Source organism: Vibrio sp. 10N.261.52.C2, from assembly GCF_041471425.1.
Lineage (GTDB): Bacteria > Pseudomonadota > Gammaproteobacteria > Enterobacterales > Vibrionaceae > Vibrio > Vibrio crassostreae_C.
This window is the reverse complement of sequence record NZ_JBFROH010000007.1, coordinates 25,064-48,646: the sequence shown is the minus strand read 5'-3', so window position 1 is coordinate 48,646 and position 23,583 is coordinate 25,064. Positions and strand designations below refer to the sequence as shown.

Here is a 23,583-nt window from a genome sequence, read left to right as displayed (position 1 = left end):
TCATGTCTAACTCTCAGGGAAAAAAGACAATGGACGCGATTACCATTAAGAATCTCGATGTTGTGTTTGGTAATAAATCGAAACAAGCGCTTGAGCTACTCGACCAAGGTAAAACTCGCCAAGAGATCATTGATGAGACTGGCCAAGTGGTTGGCGTAGATAATGTGTCGCTGACCGTTGAAGAAGGCGAGATTTGTGTGCTGATGGGGTTGTCTGGTTCTGGTAAATCATCTTTGCTTCGCGCAGTTAACGGCCTGAATGAGATCAGCCGTGGCTCATTGGCGATCAAAGATGGAGACAAGCAGGTTGATTTAGGTGAACAGTGCGACGAAGCGACCTTGCGTCATCTTCGTACTCACCGCGTTTCTATGGTGTTCCAAAAATTTGCCCTAATGCCTTGGTTAAACGTGTTAGATAACGTGGCGTTTGGTCTAGAAATGCAAGGCGTAGCCAAAGATGTTCGTCGTGCTAAAGCGCGTGAACAACTTGAAATGGTGGGTTTGGCAGAGTGGGAAACCAAGTATCCGCATGAGCTTTCTGGCGGTATGCAGCAACGTGTTGGTTTGGCGCGTGCGTTTGCAATGGACACCGACATTCTGTTGATGGATGAACCGTTTTCGGCGCTTGATCCACTGATTCGTGCTCAGCTGCAAGATGAACTGATCACGCTGCAAAACAAACTCAACAAGACGATTCTGTTCGTGAGTCACGACCTAGATGAAGCACTGAAGATTGGTAACAACATCGCGATCATGGAGTCAGGAAAGCTGATTCAACACGGTAAGCCTGAAGAGATCGTATTGACGCCAAAAACAGAATACGTAAAAGACTTCGTTGCACACACCAATCCATTGAATGTGCTTAAAGGTCGTTCTTTGATGCAGCCTCTTGATTCACTGACGCAAGAGAATGAAAGCTGGAAGATCTGCGATTCTAAAGATCTCTGGATTGAACAGAATGAAGGTGCTTTATCTGTGAAAGGTGAATCTGCTTTGGCGCTTGTCGAGTGGAGCGAGTCTGACGACCTAACCGCGATCAGCGCGTCGAGTGTGGTCGTGGCAAGTCCGGAAATTGGCATGCGTGATGCGATTAAGCTCAAGCAGATCAGTAACCACCCGATTTTGCTGGTGGAAGACAATCAACTGGTCGGTATTCTGGATAACAGCGAGTTTTACAACGCACTAACGGGTAATTTTCAGATGAATACAGCCGCGTAAAATTTCGTTTTGCAGTTTGGCGATTAGGGCTGGTTTTTTATTAGGTGGAGAGGGTTAAGTCTCTCTACCTCTATGATTATTAAAATATATTATTGTTTGAACTTGTATTCTCGGACTCACTATTTTTACCTTCATTGAAGCTTGCATTTCCCCTTCATTAAGTAAAAGTGCCGTACCACGCAAGTTTAGTGGTATAGAAAAGATTGAGAATAGTATGAACATCAGTACAATGCGGAAAAATCAATGAAGTAATTTATCAATTTACAGTGTAATTCGAGCTCACCTGACGTAAATAATCAGGACATATCATCGCTTCGACGCTGTAAAACCATTCACAGTATATTAGTACAAAGGTCTGCATCTTGGACAAACATGACGAAATCCTGGTCGCTATTCGCCAAATTATTCGCGCTATCGATTTACACTCGAAAAAGCTGAGTAAAGAGTATGGTTTGACTGGCCCTCAATTAATCTTAATGAGAGCAATCCAAGAAATGGGTAATGTGACGATCAAAGAATTGTCTAATCACACCAATGTAAGCCAAGCCACCACAACCACGATCATCGATCGCTTGGAACTGAATGGCTATGTACAACGTGTTCGCAGCTCGTCAGACCGACGCAAAGTACACGCAAACCTGACTGAAAAAGGTCAAGAGTTGCTAAACAATGCGCCGCCACCGCTGCAAGATAACTTCGTTAAAAAATTCCAAAACCTAGAGCCGTGGGAGCAAAGCTTACTGCTTTCTTCAATGCAGCGAGTATCATCAATGATGAACGCAGAAGACATCGACGCCGCTCCAGTACTTCAGCTTGAAGGCATTGCAAACGTAGCCAAGAGTTAACGTTAATTTTAAATTGTTTTTTAGAACAATAACTTAAGTAATTATTAAATGGTCGCATTAAGCGGCCATTTTTGATCCTGCCATTTAAAATCTCTATTTGCCTTGCGTGTTAGTTACGCCTTCTTATTTTAAATTCCCCTGACTTTTTGCCCCGTTTGTAGCCGCCTTATTGGATTGTCATCAAAACTCCATTGACGATTCTCTGACAATAAAACTCTAGACCGACCGGTCTGTTGTGTATTATTGTGTGTTCATCTTAACCACGAGGTGATGTATGAAACACGAATTGACGCCAACACAAATGACTATGAAGTTGAACAGCATGCAGGGAGCTTTTGCACAGAAACCGATGCCAGCGATATCGGAGAGAATTGAGCAGCTACTCGCACTTAAATCTGCGCTTATCGATTACACAGATCGTTTGTGTGTAGCCGTGAGTGAGGACTATGGTCACCGTAGCCGACAAGACACTTTGATGGCTGACATATTGCCTTGTATCGGAAATATTGATCACAGCATTGAATGTTTGCCTCATTGGTCGACATCTTCAATTCGTCATTCCGGTCCATTACTTTCAACCTCTCGTGTGGAGGTGGTTTATCAACCCAAAGGCGTTGTCGGGATTATTGCTCCGTGGGATTTCCCGATCATGTTATCCGTCGGCCCGCTTATTTCTGCTCTGGCTGCTGGCAATCGCGCCATGATCAAGATGAGCGAATTTACCCCAGCGACGAACCAAGTATTAACAGCGCTATTGGCGGAAGTATTCCATGCCGATGAGGTGTGCTTGGTTGAAGGTGAGGTAGAAATCTCAGCCGCATTTTCGGCGTTGCCGTTTGATCATCTTTTGTTTACGGGTTCAACCCAAGTGGGTCGCCAAGTGATGAAGTCAGCGGCTGACACGCTAACTCCAGTCACGCTAGAGCTGGGTGGAAAGTCGCCGGTTATCGTGGCAGAAGACATGCCGATAGATATTGCGGTAGAGCGAACCATTTATGGCAAGAGCCTAAACAACGGCCAAGTATGTGTCGCTCCAGATTACGTGCTACTCCCTGAAGATAAGCTTGAAGCCTTCATTCTTGAGTATAAAAAACAGTACCAATTCTTGTTTGATGAAGGGATCTACTCTGAGAGTTTAACCTCGCTCATTAACCCTCGCCAATGTGATCGTATTGTTGGTTTATTGAATGAAGAGCAGGAAGCTGGGACACGAATCGTTGCTTGCCATGACGAAGCGATGGACCTAGATACTCATCGATTGGTGACACATTTGATCGTTGAACCAAGCCTGTCATCCAAAGTGATGAACGAAGAAATTTTCGGCCCACTATTACCCTTGATTACGTATCGCAATATCGAAGAGGCGTTCCAAGTCATCAATAGCAAACCAAGGCCGTTAGCGCTTTATCTAATGAGCTTTGATTTGAGCTTACAAGCTCAGGTTAAACATCAAGTTCATTCCGGAGGAATGTGTATCAATGACTGTGTTTTCCATTTAGCGGTTGATGACGCGCCGTTTGGTGGCATTGGTGAATCAGGGCAGGGAAATTATCACGGCAAAGAAGGTTTCCTTACTTTCTCCCATGCCAAAACCGTCTTGGAAACAGGCTTAGATCATCGAGTTAAGCATCTGTTTTCAAAAGAAGACAACGAATTAAAGACCGCAGTGATGAGCATGCTTGGCAAGTAAATCATTTCTGTCATTACCCAATTTATCTACAAGAAGTTATTTATAAGAAATTATTTTTACGACGTTATTTTAAGAGGTTATTTTTATGTTGGAACGATTTTTTGAACGAACGATGAAAGCGTATTTGATGGTTACAGGATTCTTAACCGCAACCGCTTTCTCTACTTTCCTTGCGCCTGATTGGAGTATGCAAACGCTGTTCTCGTACAACGATACGATGATGGTGAACAAAGAGTATCTTATGGGTACCTATCAACACTGGGGAGTCATGGTTGGCTGTATTGGTGTGTTGTTGATGTTCTCGGCGAAGTACAAATCGCTGCGTACTTCGACCATGATTTACAGTGCATTTGAGAAGTCGATGTTTGTGGGCATATTCTTATACAACGTGTGTATCAACGATTATGAGTGGTTTTATGGTTGGAGCGGTGTATTTGCGCTCGATGGATTTGTGACTGTCTACTCTTTAGTTTACCTGTATTACTACCTCACTAGAGACAAAAGCAAGGTGCCAGCTCATCTTCGTTAATAGTTAATAGTTAATAGTTAATAGTTAATAAGTTGCTGATGGTGAGTCAATGACACTTATTTAATGATCACTCACTAGCTTACTTATTACTACAGCCCGCATTTGCGGGCTTTTTTCGTTTTGGGGCAATGATCCATAAAGATCTTAATTGACATATCTTTGACATTAACACCCTAGACCGACCGGTTTGTATTGGTTATTGTTTAGTCATCAACTAGAAATGAGGTAAATATCATGACAACCAATAATTTTAACTTTCAACTTAAAACCATTGTTCATGCTCAAGAGAATGGCATTGAAAATATCCCTTCTCTTTTTGGTCGCTTAGGTGCGCAAAGAGTCGTGCTCTTTTCTGATAAAGGCTTGGAGTCTCTTGGCTTTGTTGAGCAGTTCTCGGCGTTGTTTGTAAACGAAAAGGTGAACCAGCCAGGCAATGAACAAGCGGTTCAGCTTGTTGGTGTGTACACCGATATCGCGCCAGACGCGACTTGCGACAACATCAACGCTGCCATTGAGTTTGCAAACAGCGTCAATGCTGATGCGATCTTGTCTGTTGGCGGCGGCAGCGTGATTGATGCTTCTAAAGGTGTGAAATACGCATTCCATAAGCAGATAGATGATATCCGTACGGTGATTGCGGGCGGCGGTCATATGGATGTGTGGCCAAACAATGAAGACATTCGAGTGCCACACATTGCGGTTCCGACAACGGCTGGCACGGGCGCAGAAGCCTCTCCGATTGCTGTTTTTTACAACGAACATGAAAACATTAAGGCAAGCCTAGTCGCATCGGGATTGGAAGCTGATATCGCGATTCTTGATCCAACCGTTACCACTAAGCTGCCTGCTCACCTTACTCGTTCTACCGCCATGGATGCACTAACACACGCTGTTGAAGCGATTGTCTCGCCAATGAGTAATGCATTCACCGACGCTTACGGCATTCAGGCTGCAAAACTGATTGTTGAAAACTTACCCTTGGCACTTAAAGAGCCAGAAAACCTAACCGCGCGCGGCAATCTTCTTCAAGCAAGTACCATGGCGATCTCTGCTTTCTATTCGTCTTTGGGCGGCATTCCGATTCACAACTGTGCTCACGCCTTTGGTGCGATTAGCCACATTCCACATGGTGATGCCAACACAGTACTGATGCCGGTTGTGATTGAAGCGCTGCCGGAATTCTATATGCCGAATGCGGCGAAGTTAGCTCAAGCTTTCTCGGTCGATACTACCGGAACCGATGAGATGGTTTACCAGAGAGTGTTGGATTTTTTAAACAACTTCCAAACCAGTGTCGGTGCGATGAAGCGTTTCAGCAGCTGGGACTTTGATGAGCAAGAGAAGAGCAACATTGCGGAAGCGATTGAAAAAGACATCTGCTTTCAGTTCTACCCAATCTCGAAACAGACGATTGAAACCATCATTGAGAAAGCGATTTAAGTCTTTGTCTTAATCGGCTGAATTTTATGACCATTTAGTTCAGTCCCTGATTCACTCACAACTATTACTCGAGAGCCAATTATGAAAATTGAAAACGTATTGCTATCAAGCTTGTGCATCATCGCGCCATTCCTACTTTTCACCTAACTCATTCAACAGGGACGTTGTGACCTTTATTCCCGAGGAGGAAATAAATGATCAATAAACGTTTAACTACCGTGATTCTGACTGGTGTTTTGGCTGCTCTGTTTTTTGCCAAAGCAAGCGTTGGAAGCGAAAGCTCTAAGAACGCAGCCACCATGGATCAATCGCAGCAGCATCAAGATGTCGTGCAATTGTTGGATGAGGCTTACCAAGGGCAATTGGATGCCCAGCTCTCTGTCGCTTACTTATATCTGAGCGGAGAGGGCGTAGAACAGAATGATGAAAAAGCCGCGGAGTGGTTCGTCACCGCAGCCAATAACGGTAGCCCTGAAGCTCAAACACAGCTTGGGTTGATGTATATCTCTGGAAGTGGCGTTCAAGCCAGCCAAGCGGAAGCTGTCACCTGGATAGGCATGGCAGCAGCTCAAGAGTATGACCCTGCGCTCGACTTATTACATTGGATGTCGCAAGCCGCGCATTAATTCAAATCCTAACTCAGGTTAATCACAGAACGGTTAACCACAGAAAAAGTTAATCACAGAAAAAGTTACTCGCAGAAAAGTTAATTACTGAAACAAGTTAATCACAGAAATTGGAGAACGTCTTATGCAGACATTCAAGAAATCTTTAGTGTTCACGGCAATGGCGGCGGCAAGCAGTGCTGCTCTTGCGGCTGAATCAGAAAAGCCGAATATTGTTGTTATTGTTGGCGATGATGTGGGCTTTGCCGATACACAGCCTTATGGTTCAGAAGCGGATACCCCAAACCTAATGGCGCTGGCTGAAGAGGGGGTTAAGTTTACTAACTTTCACGCGTCCCCAACCTCATCGGTAACGCGCTCTATGATGCTAACCGGAGCAAACAGCCACGAGGTTGGGCTAGGCACCTTTGACTATGCCGTCTATCCGGGCGCGATTGGTAAGCCGGGTTATGAAGGCTACCTCACCAAGAAAGGTGTCACGGTCGCCACGCTGCTTGAAGAGAGCGGCTATAACACTTACCTCTCTGGTAAATGGCATTTGGGACACGAGGATGGCTTCCTACCGGATGATCGAGGTTTTGGGGAGAGTTACGGTATTTTAGCGGGCGGTTCGAATCACTTTAACCGAGATATGATGTTCCCAGCCAAAAACGCAGCAACAGCGGATGCGTTGCAAAAAGGCGATATCCCCGGCGTTGAAGTTGAGCCAACTTACCGCAACGGTGAAGTGGTTGAGGATAAATACAAAGGCGAATACTCAGACCAAGTGTACACCAACGAGATCATCAAGATGATCGACAGCAAAAAAGACGACGGCAAGCCTTTCTTCGCTTACGTCCCATTCACCGGTATTCACCTGCCACTGCAAGCGCCTGAGTCGGCCTATCAAGATAAAGTCGATTATTACGTTGAACATGGTTGGGACTCGGTTCGAGAAGACCGTTTCGAACGTATGAAAGAGATGGGCGTGATTCCTAAAGAGGCTGATATCTCAGGACGTAATTCATTAAGCCGACCTTGGGACTCGCTCTCTGAAAAAGAACAAAAGTGGTACGGCAAGAAAATGGCTGTCGCGATGGGCATGATGGAAATGCAGGACCAACAAGTCGGCCAGATAGTCGATTACCTGAAAGAAATCGGCGAATACGACAATACCTACATTATGTATCTAGCTGATAACGGTCCAGAAGCGGCGGATATTACCGGTGAAAATATCAGTGATTTGATCCGAACGTGGACTGCTCATCATTTCGATAATTCGACTGAAAATTTGGGTAAGGCGAACTCCAGTGTGTCACTTGGCCCTGAGTGGGCAAGCGCTTCAACCGGTGGCCTATCTTGGTACAAAGCTTACACAGCAGAGGGCGGTCTCCGTGTGCCATTTATCGTTAAGCCAGCCAAAGCGCTTTTAGCCGGTGAAGATGCGTTGCAACCGGGAACTCAGACAGATGACTTATCCCAAGTGAAAGACATTGCAGCCACGATTCTTGAAATTGCAGAGGTAGAGCATCCAGGAACGGAATATCAAGGTCGAGAAGTCGCGCCGATGAGTGGTGTGAGCTTGTTGCCTTACTTCAAAGGGGAAACGGCAGAGGTGCACAGTGCCGATAATGCGATTCCATTTGAATTGTTTGGTAGCGGGATTTTGCTAAAAGGTGATCATAAGATCATTCGAATCTCTACGGGAATGGGTGGCGACAGTGAGTGGCACTTATACAACACCAAGAAAGACCCAGCTGAGCAACATGACTTGAGAAATCAAATGCCAGATCTGTTCCTTGAAATGGTCGCTGAATATCAAGAGTACGAAAAAGCGCAAAACATCGTCCCGGTTGACGAAGCGTGGAATCCGTTTGAAAACGTGAAATAGAGGAAATGAACCACTCGGCCAACCTAATGCCATTAAGCTTGGTTGGTCGATGAACACCGTGTAAAGGAATTACGAATTGTTTTGGCTAATACAATAACTTTTACATCGAGGCACTCTTCATGACGACATTATCGCTATCAAACTTGAGTTCAATTCCACAGTTCAATGGCAAAGCACACAGCAAGCTTCAAGCGCTAGCAAAACCGATTGGGGCGGTGTGTAATATCAGCTGCACCTACTGCTATTACTTAGAAAAACAGCAGCTGCTTGAATACCCAAAAGGCTCTCAATATACGATGGATGAAGTCCTGTTAGAGCGTTATATCAAACAGTACATAGAGGGGCAGAACACGCCTGAAATCATCTTTTCTTGGCATGGTGGAGAGCCTACCTTGTTGGGGATTGAGTACTTTCAAAAGGTCGTCGAGCTGCAGAAAAAATATTGTCCCAACCACAGTAAGATCAGCAATGACCTTCAAACCAACGGAACGTTATTGAATGATGCGTGGTGCGAGTTCTTCAAGAAGAATGACTTTATCATTGGCGTCAGTATTGATGGACCAGAGCACCTACATAATCACTACCGAACTAACCGTGCAGGCAAAGGCACTTTTTCTCAAACAATGCGTGGCATTCGCTACTTGAAACAACATAACGTCGAGTTCGCGACTCTAAGCTGCGTGAATGATGTGACAGGTAAGTATCCACTCGAGGTTTATCGCTTTCTACGCGATGAAGTGGGTTCGAAGCAATTGCAGTTTATTCCTGTGGTCGATAAGCGTGAGGCTCATACCAACAATAAATGGTTGAGCAACCAACAAGCGATCATTCCTGTATCAGGTGAGGTTGAAGCTTGGAGTGTCGATTCTGCGCAATGGGGACAATTCCTCACTACCATTTTTGACGAGTGGTTTGAGCACGATTTTGGTCGGGTATTAGTGCCGTACTTTGAAAATTTTGTCGGAGTATGGATGGGCAGAGAAAGCACCATGTGTATCTTGAGTGAGATCTGCGGAAAAGGGTTAGCGGTTGAGCCCAATGGCGATGTTTATTCATGTGACCATTATGTCTTTCCCGAATTTCAGCTGGGTAATATTCAGGAACAAGCACTTTCAACTTTAGCCTTTTCGCCAAAGCAGCAGCGTTTTGGGTTCGCCAAACAAAAGTCTCTGCCGAAACAATGCCAAGCCTGTGAGTTTAAATTTGCATGTCATGGCGAATGCCCCAAAAACCGTATCATCACAAGCCGAGATGGTGAAGCGGGGTTAAATTATCTCTGTGAAGGTTGGCTGAGCTTCTTCAAGCATGTCGACCCGGTTATTAAGGGTTTACTCAAAGCCAATAATATTGCGTCTCGTCTGGGGTAATGGAGTAGGCGTGAATGGATTCAATCAAGATTTAAAGTTAGATAAAAGGCTCACTAAATTGTGCGAGCCTTTTGGTATTTGGTATTTGGCTTCTGGTTACGGGGGTATTTAGTCAGCCGATTCTTGTGCCGAGATCATGGCAAGAATGGTCTCATCCATGGCATTGTTTAGAATCGAACGGTTGCGCTGCATAGCGGCCATAAGCGTTGAGCCTAGCCATAAGCCATAAAGCGTTCGAGATAGCGATTCTGGCTCTGCGATAGTGAAATCACCATCGGCATTACCTTCTTCAAACAGCTTTGCCATACGCAGGATGATCTTTTCTGCACCTTCTGCCATGGTCGATTGCAACGGGTTTTCAGAACCAGCTACTTCTCCCGCCAGTTTTACGACAAGACATTGGATATTGAAGTCTTCAGTCAGTTTCGACGCACACCAAAACTCGAAATAGGCTTTAACGCGGTCACGACGAGAAAGCGACTCATCACTTAAAAAGTCATCCAGCTTAGCGAGATGCTCATCAAAGTAGTTAGTAAGAAGGATCTCACCAAAGTGCTCTTTGGATTTAAAGTAGTGGTAAAAAGAACCCTTCGTGCCTTCCGCTTGGTTGATGATCTTCATCAGGCCAACACCAGCAAACCCGTGTTCATTAATAAGGCTAAATCCTGCATCGAGCATAGCTTGTCGCATGTCTTTCATTGTTCTTACTCTTTATGCTGAGAATGAGGAATAGTGTAACGAGCAACATACCAACCGTCCAGTCTAGCGCGTTAGGACGCGGTCAATAATTGACTCGTTTCGTCAAAGTAACTTTTTCTCTTATTGGTACTTCTAAGCGACAAAACTTTTTTCAAGATAAGCACATCCTATAAATCGAAAATAACAACCTTAAAGGGCTTGTTTGGTGCCTTAAAATGGCTAAATCAGGGTGTTTTAAGTTGCTGTTTTTGTTCGTTTTTAATTTGGTGTTTTCTTAAGATCGCAATGGTAGTCTTAGCTTAATTTCTTTAGGGGGCTAAATGGACACCAATAACAGCACTTATCATCACCACAATTTTGCTCAGCAAGACTTATCAGAGCTTACATTTACAGCCTGTACGTTTATCCGTTGTGATTTCAGACGTTCGAACTTACGTGACGCAACGTTTATTAACTGTAAGTTTATTGAACAAGGCGATATTGAGGGATGCCACTTTGATGTTGCCGACTTACGAGATGCAAGCTTCCAGAATTGCCAGTTGGCGATGGCGAATTTTAGTAATGCGAATTGCTATGGGATTGAGCTACGTGAATGCGACCTGAAAGGGGCGAACTTTACTCGCGCTAACTTTGCCAATCAGGTAAGCAATAGAATGTACTTTTGCTCTGCGTATATTACGGGCTGTAATCTGTCATACGCCAATTTTGAACAAGCTTGTTTAGAGAAGTGTGAGCTGTTTGAGAATCGTTGGATAGGCACTTACCTTGGCGGCGCGTCACTGAAAGAGTCTGATCTCAGCCGAGGTGTGTTCTCGGAAGATGTATGGGGGCAATTCAGTATGCAAGGTGCTAATTTATGCCATGCTGAATTAGAAGGGTTAGATCCTCGCAAGGTAGACACATCGGGGATTAAAATCGTTGCTTGGCAGCAAGAGCAACTGCTTGAAACCATGGGTATTGTGGTGATGCCTGATTGATAGCTGTAATTTCTAACTACAGGCTATTTGGAATATGTAAGAATTCGCTATAGAAGAAAAGCCCAAAGCTAATAACTTTGGGCTTTTCCGTATTTGGTAACCAGCATTTTATAATGAATTTTTAAAAAGAGAATGCTTGGTGATAGAGAACTGATTGGTTGATTAATGCATGCCTGAGCGCATTTTGTCGGCGAGCGCAAAGAAGACAAAAACGACGAAACAGACTAGAGCAGCACACAGTGAAGTTAAGATGGTTGTGGCGTCTTTTGAAATCAATGGAATGGTGATAGAAGCTAGCGCTATCAACATAACAAGGATATGAACAATTCGACCTGGAATTGGATTTTTATGACAGAATGAAGCCCAGAGGTAACGCATTTTCAACACCAGTATAAAATTAGTGGTTTTATTCTATTTTCTTAGTGAGTATTTTGTAAATAACAATTGGTTGCAATTGGTTGTAAATATGATCTAAGTCGAATTAGTATTAAACCATTTAAATAACAGCAGTTTATTGATCTTTTATTGAATTTTAACTTTCAAAATGAACATCATAATATTCCGTATTCTTTGGAATGCTAAGTCAAATATTATTCGAATTTTTGTTTTTTGACTTAAGATCTCATTTATTGAGTGTTCTGTTAAGAGACCGTTTGCGTACAGGTATTGGTGGCGTAACTATCAAGCGAATTAGAGTCATCCTAGAGCCTGTTATTCGTTTTACGTTATTTATCAAAGCGACTCCTCAAATTGAGATCGAAGTAATCTTGTGAGTTTTTCGGTTTGATATACTCAGTATTCATTCGATAAAGATGATGGAGATGATATGTCGAAAACCGCGAAGATCATTAATGAAGATAAGCTGGTAAAAAAAGCAGTTGAAGTCGGTTTTAAGATGGCTAAGCTACAAGGTTTTGATTTGCCAAATTCATCCCAACCGATAAAGGTTAAAGCGGTGTACTTGTTCCTTGTTGAAGTCAATCAGATCACACCGTTACCGGACGATAAGCTTGATGGCGCGAACATCAAGAAGCGTTTAGCACTCTGGCTTCATAAGGCACTGCCGGACAATGACCCGCTGAAGTAAACTTGTATTACCTCATTTTTTATATTTGAAACCTAGCGATTTTTCGCTGGGTTTTTTGCTTTATGGAGCAGTAAAAATAGCCTCTTGATATCTCCTAAGCCTAACTTCATTCACAGATTCGCCAATCTTACCTGCCCATCAACATTAATGCGCATCATCGGTTCATTAGTTGCCTCAACGTATTTGTGAGCATTAAGTACGAGGCTCCAAACTTGACAGCTTGGATCTTACTAACAACTATTAAGTTGATGATTTTCAATTCGTAATCCATCGATTTACCGAAGTTGAATGATTAAGAGCATCGGTGTGGATATTCATTATGACGTTTAGTCTGACTGAACAGAATAAATAGAAAGGAAATTCCTCTTATGATGTCTTTACTGTTTTTGTTGTTACTTGTGGCGATGCTATGCGCGTTTTTCGATAAGAAGACCGCTGCTTATGGCTTTTTTGCTAGCTCAGTGATCCTAGGTTTGTATTGGTTTAACCATCATGCCACCGACCCACTATCGATCTTATTGTAAGGAGTTAGCATGAATCGAAATCAGTTAACTCTCTTGAATACACTGGGCTTGCTGGGTATGACAGCCGTTTTGTTGATCGGCTTTATTCTTCAGTTTGTTCTTAATGAGTTGCCTTGTCCGTTATGCTTATTACAACGTATTGGCTTTGTGATGGTGGTGTTTGGCTTCATGTTGAATGTGGTTTATGGGCCTCAATCTCGCCACTATGGCATCGTCCTAATTGGTGCTTTATATGGTGTTGCAACCTCCCTAAGACAGGTCTCATTACATGTGATTCCCGGAACTCCGGGTTATGGTAGCCCCATCCTCGGGATGCATTACTATACGTGGGCTTTTGTTTTGTTCACGGCCACTATCTTTGCGGTTGCTGTGATCTTGATACTAACGAATAAGACAGAGACTCAAGAACCATACAAAATGAGCAATCTAGGGCGTATTGCGTGCTTACTGGCAATCGTTGTGGTTGCGCTCAATGCCATTGCTACGTTTACTGAGTGTGGGCCTTATCAATGTCCTGATAACCCAGTGAGTTATTGGTTGCTCAATTAACCGACTCATTAGAGTTAGCAACGAAGCCACAGCATGTGCTGTGGCTTTGTTGCTATGGAATCAAGGGAGTTTGTCCTTTCTAGAACGTTTTCGACTAGCTTTCGACTAGCGATTCACTTGCTCAACAACCTCGCGTGTTAGGCGTGCGATCTCGTCCCACTCCCCGTTTATAACCAGCTTCTTGTCCACCATCCATGTACCACCGCAGGCTAATACTTGAGGCACTGCTAAGTAGTTATCGATGTTTGATGGCGTAATGCCGCCTGTAGGCATTAGTCGAATATCGCCGTATGGGCCAACGAGCGATTTAACCATGCTGATCCCACCAGATGCTTCTGCTGGGAAGAACTTCAAGGTTGTTAAGCCCATCTCTAATGCCGCTTCAACGGTGCTTGGATTGTTCACACCTGGAATGATATCGATGCCGATCTCTTGGCATGCTTTAACTGTGTTCGGGTTAAAGCCCGGTGATACCACAAACGTTGCGCCCGCTTCTTTTGCTGCAAGTGCTTGCTCACGGTTCAAGATGGTGCCCGCGCCGATCAGCATTTGTGGCTGTGCTTGGCGAAGCAGTCGGATAGCTTCAACAGCGGCGTCTGAACGGAACGTAATCTCAGCAGCTGGAAGCCCATTCTCAGCCAATACTTTTCCTAGAGGGATAATATCCTCTGCGTTATCAATGGCGATAACAGGGATAACTTTAAGTGCGTTTAGCTGTTCGTTAATTGTAGACATGTGTACTTCTTAATATCAGTTTGAAAGAGTGTCGGTGATGGATTTTGGGATGATTGCGCCATTATGTTGAATCACCAATCTGGCTAATGCATTACCTTGATGGCAGGCTTCTTCAATAGAACCTCCAGCGAGATAGCAAGATAAGAAACCGCCGTTAAAAGAGTCGCCAGCAGAGGTGCTATCAACCACAGTCTCGACAGGTGTCGTTGTGATTTTTACTGGCTCATTTGCGGGGTTTTCGCTGATCAAGCAGCCTTCAGCACCAAGCTTGACAACAACGGTTTTGACACCGAGCGTATGCAGCCTTGTTATGGTGTCTTGTGGCGTTTGATCGCTCCACAACAGTTGTTCATCATCGAATGTGACTAGGGCTATATCGGTCGTTTTATAGCCTAATAGATAGCATTCTTTAGTTGCGGCCTCTGAGCTCCACAACTTTGGTCGATAGTTACTATCAAAGGCGATGGTAACGCCATGTTCACGTAGGCCTTCGATGATAGTGAGTAACTTTAACTGATCGCTGTGTGGCAGTATCGCGAGGGAAATGCCACTCAGAAACACCATATCAACATCGTGAAGTTGGTTGGCTATCTTATCGAAATCGGGGTGCTGTACCATGTAGCGAGCCGCCGAATCGTTGCGCCAGTATAGGAAGGTGCGCTCACCAACATCGTCGAGTTGAATGAGATAGAGCCCGGGTGAACGCTGCTCGTCAATAAGCACGAATTCGGTTGATAGTCCTTCATCTTGCCATCGGTTAAGCATCTCTTGGCTGATAGCGTCAGAGCCAAGCGCCGAGACATAGCTAGTTCGCATCGCTGGATTCGCAGTGTTATTGCAGTTCATGGGGTTGCTAACCGCAGCGCTGCGGTTCAAGTAGATTGCCGCGTTTAATGTGTCTCCACCATAGCTTTGATGCATGTCGCCAAATGGAGCCCCATTCAGTTCAATCATGCACTCACCGATGATTGCGATGTGGGTCATAATATAGCCTTAGAAAGGAAAGGTTGGGTTTGTTCGTATTGAGGAAAGCATGACCATAATGAGATATGGTCATGCTTTTTCGATTCTAATCTTACGGGAGTGAGACTAGCCGATTACTTGTTGTCTAGTTTTACGAACAACATCGTTAGGACGAAAGACAGTGCAAATACACCCACCACGCCCATCAGTGCTTGAATGAAGTTTTGCGTACCGCCTGCAAGGTAAGCTGGCAAGCTGAATACAGAAGAAAGAATGTAGCTTGTTAAGTGCGTATCGATTGTTACCGAGATAGCACCGAACACGCCTGCAGCCAAGCTCGCGGTCATCATCGCTTTGGTGTATTTCGTGAGTACACCAAATAGAGCCGGTTCCGTGATGCCTAAGATAGCGGTAACACTTGAGCCCATCGTAATTGAAGATTGCTCTTTAGAAACCGTTTTACGTTGCTTGTGCCAGATAGCCATTGTCGCGCCAGCAATTGCCATGTTACCCAAACACATGATTGGCATAAGTAGATCCTTACCATACAGTGCAAAGTTGTTCAGGCTGATTGGCGTCATGCTGTGGTGGATACCAAATACGATGGTGATCGGGCGAGTTAGACCAAACACAAAGCCTGTTAACGTCGGAGAGATTTCCAGTAGTGAGCTCATCACCCAACCTGCGCCATTACTTAGCCAGATACCAGCAGGGCCAACAAATGATAGCGTGATGGTCGAAGTTACCGTAAAGGCAAGCAGTGGTGTAAATACAGGCTTCGCAGAAGAAGGAACTAGGCGGTCAACTAACGGAGTCACTTTAGACAATAACCAGATTGCTAGAATCGCAGGAACAATCGCGCCGCCGTAGTTGAGCAGCTCAATAGGAACCACGCCAAGAACGGTCAGCTCCGGAGCAGCGCCTGCGTCTTTTAGCATTGTTGCTTTATCAACAAGCAGAGGCGCTAGCATTGCTGAAGAGACAGCAAGCGCAATGTATTCGTTTACTTTGAATACCTTAGCGGCAGAGAAAGAAACCAGCATAGGTAAGAAGAAGAACACAGCAACAGAGATCGAGCGGAAGAAATAAACTGTGTCTGAGGTTTCAGAGATAACATTGGTTGCAATAAGACCAGACAACAGGCCCATCAACATACCCGCGCCAGCGATTGCGGGTACAACCGGACCAAAGATGCCTGCGACAATACGCATCACGCCTTGGAACAGCTTGCCTTTCTCTAGTTCATCAGCCGGATTAGCGTCAGCTTGTTGAGTGTTTGATAGCGCGTTGAACCACTTCTCGACCTCAACACCGATGATGACTTGAGTTTGGCCTTGTTGAAGTACCACACCTTTCACATCTGCGATCTGCTTGATTGCTTCTTCGTCTACCAGCGACTCGTCTGCTAATTTGAATCTCAGCCTTGTCATACAGTGCGTGATACTCACGATATTGTCTTCACCACCAAGTGCAGTGATTAATAACTGTATATTTTCTTTGAAATTTTTCTTCTTCGATGATGACTTCGAGTTATTAATAACGGCATCACTTTTTTCTACCATTTGCATACTACACCTGTTATTGGAATATATTTAACTCGAGCAATCATAACGACAACCAATTTAAATCCAACGGAGTAAAAAGAGATCTCAATCACACTTAAAATCCGAAAAATTATTTTTTCACCGTTTTTGGCCAATTGGTATGTTTTGGTTATCAAAAAAAAATCACTTAACGTACCAATTATTTTTACGCAAAATTAGCGCTTGAAATGTGGTTTTTAAAGCGGTTAGATAATAGGAGTTGACTTAAGTTTAGGTTATTTAATTGTGAAAGAAACTATTATATCTGATATCCATTGTATTATTACTAAACCAGACAGACACAACCTCATTACCGTGGTAGTTGAAACGAATGAAGGCGTGACAGGGTTTGGTTGTGCGACATTCCAACAAAGACCGCTTGCTGTAAAAACAATGGTCGATGAATATTTAAAACCTATTCTTATTGGTAAAAACGCCAATAATATTGAAGACTTATGGCAAATGATGATGGTCAACGCTTATTGGCGAAATGGCCCTGTTATCAATAATGCAATTTCCGGTGTTGATATGGCACTGTGGGATATTAAAGCCAAATTGGCGGGTATGCCGTTACACCAGTTATTTGGTGGTAAGTCTCGTGATGCTATTCCTGTATACACACACGCGACGAGCGACACGATGGAAGGGATTTATGAGCTGGTGGAATCTTTCCTAGACAAAGGCTACAAGCACATTCGTTGTCAGCTTGGTTTCTATGGCGGCGTTCCAACGGATTTGCATACCACTCAAAACCCGACTGAAGGTTCGTACTACGACCAAGATCAGTACATGGACAATACTCTAACGATGTTTAAGTCGCTGAGAGAGAAATATGGTAACCAATTCCATATTCTTCATGATGTTCATGAGCGCCTATTCCCGAACCAAGCGATACAATTTGCGAAGGAAGTCGAGCAATATAAGCCGTATTTCATTGAAGATATTCTGCCGCCAAATCAAACGGAATGGTTGGATAATATTCGCAGCCAGAGCTCAGTTTCATTAGGTTTAGGGGAGTTATTTAATAACCCTGAAGAGTGGAAATCATTGATTGCTAACCGCCGCATTGATTTCATTCGTTGCCATGTTTCACAGATTGGTGGTATTACCCCAGCTCTGAAACTCGGCCATCTATGTCAGAACTTCGGTGTTCGTATTGCATGGCATTGCCCGCCAGATATGACGCCAATTGGCGCAGCGGTAAACACGCATTTGAATGTGCATTTACACAATGCTGCCATTCAAGAACATGTCGAGTACAACGAGAATACACACAAGGTATTCCCGAACGCTGCAGAGCCAATTAATGGCTACTTATACGCTTCTGAAATCGCAGGTATTGGTGTTGAAATCGACCGAGAGGTTGCAGCCGAGTTCCCTGTTATGTATCGCCCCCACGAGTGGACTCAAAGTCGCCTTCCTGACGGCGCGATTCATACCCCTTAACTCGTATTTTTAATATCAAATGGTCGCTATAAGCGGCCATTTTCTTATTTAATATACTTACCAGATATTACGTATTATCTGGTAAGTATATTTCTAGTATCATTAAATTAATAATATTAGATGTGAAATAATATTAGTGGCTAATCTATAGAGTAATTAACTTATATCTATAAAAATTAACCATATTAAATCGAATTAAAAGGTTACTTCTTATCTCGGAAGCTCATGCTCTCATTGTTAAAAGGAGTGTGATAGGTGCATTGATATTTGATGTCGATGATATCGCTGACGATGAATAGATCCCCCGATGCTAAGAAACCTCGGTTGGTGATATTCATCGCCGCGGCATTTTTTTTGCAGCCGAGCAACTCCGCGTCTTCTTTAGATACGTTGATCGCTTGATACGTCGTTAAGTAGCTATCGATCTGAAGACCTTTCGCCAATGCATGTTTCTGGATTGAGCTTTCAATGATCTCGGCATTCATCTCTGGGAAGACACTGACAGGGATCTTGGCTTCTTCAATCTGAACTACTTTGTTGTTAATCAATCGAAGCCGTCTAATTTTCCAGATGTAGTCATTGTCGTCTAAAGAAAAAATCTGCTGTTCGTGGTTATCGGGTAGCGCTTTATTCAGTTGGAGCTTTTTATAAGAGATCTCTTCAAAACTGTTTTCAGTAATGGAGTTGTACACCAGTGGTGTACCAATGAGAGAAGTGTTGACGAAGTAACCAGAACCCACCTTAGATTTCACCATGCCAATAGCCTCTAGCTTGGCTAGCGCTTTTCGAATAGTAAATCGAGATAACCCATATATTTCAGAGAGTTCTCTTTCCGCGGGAAGCTTATGATTGATACTGTTTTGACAGATCTTGCTCACAATATCTTGGACAACTAACTCGTACTTTTTCATAGATCAATAACTTTAAAGTGTATTCACTGTGACTAAAGAATAGTGAACTAAATCAGGGATTCAGTACGCTCTGAATGACTCATAATTGTAACATAGAAGGTTAAGTGGGTGATGATAAATAGGGTTAGTTAGGGGTACTAGTGACCACCTTTTGCGCTGACTTGATTACATCTTGTGATTCTAGTCCTCATTTTGTAAAACAAGATTATGAACTTTAACGTGCGGCATTTAATGTCTGTGTTGTTGCTATTTTAAGTGACTAATTCAGGAGTAGGGTATGAGTTCGAATCAAATCAAAATGTCGTATTTGATGTGGGTAATGTGATTGTGCGTTGGTCGCCGCTGGAAATTACTCAACTAACGTTTGGTAACATTGCCGACCCTGAAGCCCGAGCGCTTTCGATTTTCCAAAGTGCGATTTGGTCGGATTTGAACAAAGGGTTCTTAACCGAAAATGAAGCCAAACTTCGCTACCAACAAGAGCTCGATTTATCTTCATTAGAGTGCGACCGCCTGTTTTATTACGTTAAGAAAACGCAGATCTTATTGCATGGTTCTGTCGACCTTATCGAGCGCGTAAAGCGTGCTGGGTATGGTGTGTATGCACTTACCGACAACGTGGTCGAGATTGTTGAACACCTAAAAGCCACCTACGAATTTTGGCCTTTGTTTGATGGCGCAGCCGTATCCGCTGAACTTGGCATGCTTAAACCGCAGCCTGAGATTTACCAAGCGTTGCTTTCAAATAATGGACTGGAGGCTTCAGAAACGGTGTTCATTGATGATATGCCTTACAACGTAGAAGGAGCAAAGGCCGTAGGTATGGCGGGTATTCAGTTTATCGATTCTGCGCAATGTGAGAACGAACTTCGTGCTCTTGGCGTCGAATTTACGTGATCATGTAGCGAAATTCTCAAGCTATCTATTTTAGTCAGGTTTCTCTATGTAGATAATCTAGGTAGGCAAGATAAGTAGAAAAACGACGGATAGAAAAGACTGATAAAAGCTAAAACGAATCGATTAAAAAGAGGCGCTGTTTCATCATGAACATCGCCTCTTTTTCTATTTGTTCTTTTAATGAGCTTTATTTTTCTATTTAACTTTATTGCTCAGTATCCAAGTGTCGAATGAACTTCGCCGGCGTGCCACCGTATAGACAATCTGGCGGTACATCGCTGTTAACCACTGAGTTCGCTGCGATAACCGAGCGAGCCCCAATCTTCACGCCTTGGTTGATGACCGAGTTTCCACCAACCCACACATCATCTTCGACTGTGATAGGTAGGCAGAAAGTTTCCCACTTACGGCGGCTGAGATAATCCAGTGAGTGGGAGGCTGTGTAAAACTGGGCACTTGGCCCTATCAATACATTGTTACCAATCTTGATATTCGCGCCATCAAGCATCACCACGTTCATGTTGATAAAGGTGTCGTCACCGATCTCGATGGTTTTGCCAAACTCGCAATGAAAAGGAGGACGGACAACGCTGCTTCCTACTTTACCAAACAGATTAGCCTGAAGACTTGGCAGTTGAGTATCGTCTGAACATTGATTCAAGTCTGATAGCGCCTTGCTGGCATGAGTGCGCATGTGGTCTACCTCATGGTCTGCGCCATCAAAAATCTCGCCGGACAGCATTTTCTCGAGTTCTGTTTTCATTGTTTGCATCCCATTCGTCAACATCGATATTAGAATACGGATAATTGGACATAAAAAAAGAGAAAAGCCTAAGCCTTTCTCTTCCTGTTTTTCTACTTAGCAATCAAGATTGCTCAAATTAGATTTGCTCAACGAAACCCATTAGGTGCTGTTTCACTTCGTCTGAAGCAAACGCACTTTCTACAGAGTACTTGTAGATTTCTACGTAATCTTCTTTTGTTAGACCGAATGTTTCACACGCACGTTTTACTTCGTTGGTCATGGTAGTGTTCGACACAGTGCGGTTATCTGTGTTGATCGTTACAACGATGCCGTCTTTCTTGAATTCAGCAATTGGGTGGTCGCTGAATTTGTGAATACATTTAGTTTGAACGTTACTTGTTGGGCAAGTCTCAAGTGCAACTTGCTTCTCTTTAACGATGTTGTATGCGTCTTCGTTACCTTGGATGTGGACACCGTGGCCGATACGCTCAGCATCCAACATAGTTACTGCATCGTAAACGTTTTGACCATGCCATTGCTCACCAGCGTGCACGGTAATGCGGTAGCCTTTTTCAAGAGCGTATTGTGTGTATTCTGGGAATTCAGCACAGAAACCTGGCTTTTCACCACCTGCGATATCAAACGCAACCACGCCTTTACCTAGGTAAGGTTGGCCCGCGTCGATCACGTCTTTGATCGAGTCTTTAGGGAACATACGAAGCACTGACATGATGTAGTTGCCCTTGATGTCGTATTTCTCTTCAGCACGCTTCATGCCTTTTACTGCGCTTGCAATGATCGTATCAAGAGACAGACCTTTGTTTACGTGCAGGATTGGCGCAAAACGAACTTCTAGGTACTTAACGTTTTCTAGTGCAGCGTCTTCGTAAAGCTCGAAAGAGATACGTTCAATCGCTTCTTCAGTCTGCATTACTTGCAGTGGCAGGCTGAAACAAGCTAAGTACTCATCTAGGTTTTTACAATCTTCTGGCACCGTTAGAGATTGAACAACCGCGTCGCGATCTTCAGGTAGTTCGATATTGTACTGTTTTGCTAGGTCAATAATCGTATCTGGGCGAACACTTCCGTCTAGGTGGCAGTGTAAATCAATCTTTGGTAGTGCTAGAAAATCCATGAGTATTCCTTAATTCTATTATTATTTGAGCGTGTTAACTCACATGCGCTAAATTTACCAAGACCATGATATGATTTAAAGTGACAATTAATCATCATTAACCTGAATTTAGGGAATATCATGGTAGATGTTAAAAGCTTACTTAAATGCGACATGAATTTGCTGCTTTGCCTACACGTTCTTATTGAAGAACGAAGTGTGAGTAAAACAGCAGAGCGACTCTTTTTGAGCCAGTCTGCGGTAAGTAAACAGCTCACTAAGCTGAGAGCTTTGTTTGATGACCCGCTATTTGAGCGAGAATCCAAAGGGCTATTCCCCACACCCAAAGCACTCGCGTTAGCGCCTAAGATCCATCAAATCCTACTGCAAATCGAAAAGCTGACCGTTCCCGAAGTTTTCGACCCTAAAGACAGTGAGCGTACCTTCACTATAGACCTTGTCGAAACCGCCTACACGGCGATTTATCCGCACTTTATGCCGACTGCGCTCGCGGATGCGCCTCACATTACCGTTAACAGTTCAACGTGGAGCAGCGATAGCTTCAAGCGATTATTAAAGCGTGAAGTGGATTTTGGTATCGGTATTTTTGAGCTAGATGAGCGCGCTTCTACCCACGTGCAGTGTATTCCTGATGCACTTGACTACGTCGAGCTGTGCTTGGATTACTCGGTGTGTTTGATGCGTAATGACCATCCTGCGTTGCAAGAGGAGTGGAATCTCGACACCTTTTTGAAATATCGACATATACAGTTGGTGACCGGTGGCGTTGGCGACTGGTTGCTACTGGAAATCTTGCAAGCCAAACAGCTTCAAATTAACAAAGCCGCCAACGTGTCGGACATCACCAGCGCAGTAAAGCTGTGCAAACAAAGCGATTTGCTGATGTGTTATCCGTACAACTCGGTTCGTGACTATATTGAGAGTGGCGAACTGGTGATGAAGCCGATTCCTATTGAGTTGGTTCCCGGTGGTTTGTTTTTGCTTTGGCACCGTTACTTTGATTCTGAACCAAGCCACAAATGGCTTCGCGACCTCATAGTCAATAAGACCCAAGAACCTCAGCTGTAAACCGCGAGCTACGATGATCAAAACGGCGAAATAAGTTTTTTAAATTTATTTCGTCTTTTTCGAATGAGCATTGTCTTATTACGGGTGCCAAATGCCCGCCAAGAATGAGATATCTAAATGAATCCAATGCCATCGATTCGTTGGTGTTGATTGATTAGTGCTTAATCCTGATGACAGACAGACAGACAGACAGACAGACAGAAGTAAGGCCAACGTGTATACGCTGGCCTTTTTTATGGTTCTTCGCAGATTAGCGCCAAGTTGGATAAGCGACTCGGCTTGTTGTTACGTTATGCTGGAACCTTAAAACAAGAATCTTGATTGCTGTATTTTGGTACGAAGCACAATTTGTCTGCCGACATTTTTAAGCCGTTTTGCATCTGGATATGTGTTACCGCCCAAATCACGCAGCCATGAGGCAAATTGAATAGCGAGCGAGTTTGAGTGAACAACACGCCGTCATCATAGGCTGGTGTAATGTTCGTCGCTTTGCCTTGCCACGCCTTATGAGTGGTTTGCACATCAATATTTGGAACAATCAATGAGAGCATTTCTGGCTCAACGTCTTTTACGACTTTCAAGCAGATACGACACCCATCGTAGTATTGTTCTATCCAGATTTTATGTGGAATAGCGTGATCATCCCAACCCAGTTGTAAGATATGTTCCATGACTTTGTC

At 43.8% G+C, this 23,583-nt stretch carries 23 protein-coding genes and 1 pseudogene; 15 read left to right on the top strand and 9 right to left on the bottom strand.

All coding sequences use genetic code 11. The features are described 5' to 3' along the window. Positions 1–2 precede the first annotated feature (2 nt). The 8 genes from choV (at position 3) to AB4307_RS01405 (ending at position 9,584) form a co-directional block, all read left to right on the top strand. A complete protein-coding gene (gene choV / locus AB4307_RS01440) occupies positions 3–1,217 on the top strand; it encodes a choline ABC transporter ATP-binding protein (protein WP_372130874.1) in 1,215 nt (404 codons plus the stop codon). A 362-nt stretch (positions 1,218–1,579) separates the two neighbouring features. After that, positions 1,580–2,062, top strand: coding sequence for a MarR family winged helix-turn-helix transcriptional regulator (locus AB4307_RS01435; protein ID WP_017061075.1), 483 nt, complete (start codon positions 1,580–1,582; stop codon positions 2,060–2,062). Between the two features lie 274 nt (positions 2,063–2,336). Then, complete coding sequence (locus AB4307_RS01430) at positions 2,337–3,752, top strand: coniferyl aldehyde dehydrogenase (protein WP_372130872.1); 1,416 nt, start codon at positions 2,337–2,339, stop codon at positions 3,750–3,752. A gap of 85 nt (positions 3,753–3,837) precedes the next feature. Further along, positions 3,838–4,281: a hypothetical protein gene (locus AB4307_RS01425; protein WP_004732424.1), complete on the top strand. Its 444-nt coding sequence runs from the start codon at positions 3,838–3,840 to the stop codon at positions 4,279–4,281. A 234-nt stretch (positions 4,282–4,515) separates the two neighbouring features. Continuing rightward, positions 4,516–5,721, top strand: a complete 1,206-nt coding sequence (locus AB4307_RS01420) for an iron-containing alcohol dehydrogenase (protein WP_102487543.1) — start codon at positions 4,516–4,518, stop codon at positions 5,719–5,721. Between the two features lie 194 nt (positions 5,722–5,915). Next, on the top strand, positions 5,916–6,347 hold the full coding sequence (locus AB4307_RS01415; RefSeq protein WP_048610280.1) for a tetratricopeptide repeat protein: 432 nt from the start codon (positions 5,916–5,918) through the stop codon (positions 6,345–6,347). Between the two features lie 124 nt (positions 6,348–6,471). Next, entirely contained in the window at positions 6,472–8,217 is a 1,746-nt protein-coding gene (locus AB4307_RS01410; RefSeq protein WP_104216328.1) for an arylsulfatase, read from the top strand. Between the two features lie 119 nt (positions 8,218–8,336). Next, positions 8,337–9,584, top strand: coding sequence for an anaerobic sulfatase maturase (locus tag AB4307_RS01405; protein ID WP_372130870.1), 1,248 nt, complete (start codon positions 8,337–8,339; stop codon positions 9,582–9,584). A gap of 108 nt (positions 9,585–9,692) precedes the next feature. On the opposite strand, the gene AB4307_RS01400 is transcribed toward AB4307_RS01405, so the two are convergent. After that, a complete protein-coding gene (locus AB4307_RS01400) occupies positions 9,693–10,283 on the bottom strand; it encodes a TetR/AcrR family transcriptional regulator (RefSeq protein WP_371721527.1) in 591 nt (196 codons plus the stop codon). A gap of 320 nt (positions 10,284–10,603) precedes the next feature. On the opposite strand from AB4307_RS01400, the gene AB4307_RS01395 reads away from it, so the two are divergent. Beyond that, the gene (locus AB4307_RS01395) at positions 10,604–11,260 is read left to right on the top strand and encodes a QnrS family quinolone resistance pentapeptide repeat protein (RefSeq protein ID WP_372104839.1); all 657 of its coding nucleotides are present in this window, start codon (positions 10,604–10,606) and stop codon (positions 11,258–11,260) included. 162 nt (positions 11,261–11,422) lie between these two features. On the opposite strand, the gene AB4307_RS01390 is transcribed toward AB4307_RS01395, so the two are convergent. Further along, entirely contained in the window at positions 11,423–11,638 is a 216-nt protein-coding gene (locus AB4307_RS01390; RefSeq protein ID WP_029235681.1) for a hypothetical protein, read from the bottom strand. Positions 11,639–12,086: 448 nt separating this feature from the next. Between AB4307_RS01390 and AB4307_RS01385 the strand changes: the two genes are divergently transcribed. From AB4307_RS01385 to AB4307_RS01375, 3 genes are all read left to right on the top strand, one after another. Further along, positions 12,087–12,347, top strand: coding sequence for a DUF5062 family protein (locus tag AB4307_RS01385; RefSeq protein ID WP_017061084.1), 261 nt, complete (start codon positions 12,087–12,089; stop codon positions 12,345–12,347). Between the two features lie 368 nt (positions 12,348–12,715). After that, positions 12,716–12,871 carry a DUF5993 family protein gene (locus tag AB4307_RS01380; RefSeq protein WP_017061085.1) on the top strand — a complete coding sequence of 52 codons (156 nt, stop codon included), beginning with the start codon at positions 12,716–12,718 and terminating at the stop codon, positions 12,869–12,871. Between the two features lie 9 nt (positions 12,872–12,880). Then, entirely contained in the window at positions 12,881–13,420 is a 540-nt protein-coding gene (locus tag AB4307_RS01375) for a disulfide bond formation protein B (protein ID WP_372130868.1), read from the top strand. A gap of 105 nt (positions 13,421–13,525) precedes the next feature. On the opposite strand, the gene AB4307_RS01370 is transcribed toward AB4307_RS01375, so the two are convergent. The 3 genes from AB4307_RS01370 to AB4307_RS01360 form a co-directional block, all read right to left on the bottom strand. Next, a complete protein-coding gene (locus AB4307_RS01370; RefSeq protein WP_372130866.1) occupies positions 13,526–14,155 on the bottom strand; it encodes a bifunctional 4-hydroxy-2-oxoglutarate aldolase/2-dehydro-3-deoxy-phosphogluconate aldolase in 630 nt (209 codons plus the stop codon). A 15-nt stretch (positions 14,156–14,170) separates the two neighbouring features. Further along, complete coding sequence (locus AB4307_RS01365; protein ID WP_372130864.1) at positions 14,171–15,139, bottom strand: sugar kinase; 969 nt, start codon at positions 15,137–15,139, stop codon at positions 14,171–14,173. Positions 15,140–15,252: 113 nt separating this feature from the next. Continuing rightward, positions 15,253–16,686, bottom strand: coding sequence for a PTS transporter subunit EIIC (locus AB4307_RS01360; protein ID WP_017068132.1), 1,434 nt, complete (start codon positions 16,684–16,686; stop codon positions 15,253–15,255). 261 nt (positions 16,687–16,947) lie between these two features. Here AB4307_RS01360 and AB4307_RS01355 point away from each other — a divergent pair, with 261 nt between their 5' ends. Then, on the top strand, positions 16,948–18,147 hold the full coding sequence (locus AB4307_RS01355) for an enolase C-terminal domain-like protein (protein ID WP_004732372.1): 1,200 nt from the start codon (positions 16,948–16,950) through the stop codon (positions 18,145–18,147). A 203-nt stretch (positions 18,148–18,350) separates the two neighbouring features. On the opposite strand, the gene AB4307_RS01350 is transcribed toward AB4307_RS01355, so the two are convergent. Beyond that, positions 18,351–19,058: a GntR family transcriptional regulator gene (locus tag AB4307_RS01350; RefSeq protein WP_017065208.1), complete on the bottom strand. Its 708-nt coding sequence runs from the start codon at positions 19,056–19,058 to the stop codon at positions 18,351–18,353. Between the two features lie 277 nt (positions 19,059–19,335). On the opposite strand from AB4307_RS01350, the pseudogene AB4307_RS01345 reads away from it, so the two are divergent. Further along, positions 19,336–19,955, top strand: a pseudogene (locus AB4307_RS01345) (HAD family hydrolase). 205 nt (positions 19,956–20,160) lie between these two features. On the opposite strand, the gene AB4307_RS01340 reads toward AB4307_RS01345, so the two are convergent. Both AB4307_RS01340 and add read right to left on the bottom strand, forming a co-directional pair. Then, the gene (locus AB4307_RS01340) at positions 20,161–20,718 is read right to left on the bottom strand and encodes a sugar O-acetyltransferase (protein WP_372130862.1); all 558 of its coding nucleotides are present in this window, start codon (positions 20,716–20,718) and stop codon (positions 20,161–20,163) included. A 118-nt stretch (positions 20,719–20,836) separates the two neighbouring features. Next, complete coding sequence (add, locus tag AB4307_RS01335) at positions 20,837–21,835, bottom strand: adenosine deaminase (RefSeq protein WP_372130860.1); 999 nt, start codon at positions 21,833–21,835, stop codon at positions 20,837–20,839. A 120-nt stretch (positions 21,836–21,955) separates the two neighbouring features. Between add and AB4307_RS01330 the strand changes: the two genes are divergently transcribed. Next, on the top strand, positions 21,956–22,903 hold the full coding sequence (locus tag AB4307_RS01330; protein ID WP_372130858.1) for a LysR substrate-binding domain-containing protein: 948 nt from the start codon (positions 21,956–21,958) through the stop codon (positions 22,901–22,903). A 290-nt stretch (positions 22,904–23,193) separates the two neighbouring features. Here the strand turns inward: AB4307_RS01330 and AB4307_RS01325 are convergent, their stop codons facing one another. Continuing rightward, positions 23,194–23,574, bottom strand: coding sequence for a hypothetical protein (locus AB4307_RS01325; RefSeq protein WP_017057786.1), 381 nt, complete (start codon positions 23,572–23,574; stop codon positions 23,194–23,196). Positions 23,575–23,583 lie beyond the last annotated feature (9 nt).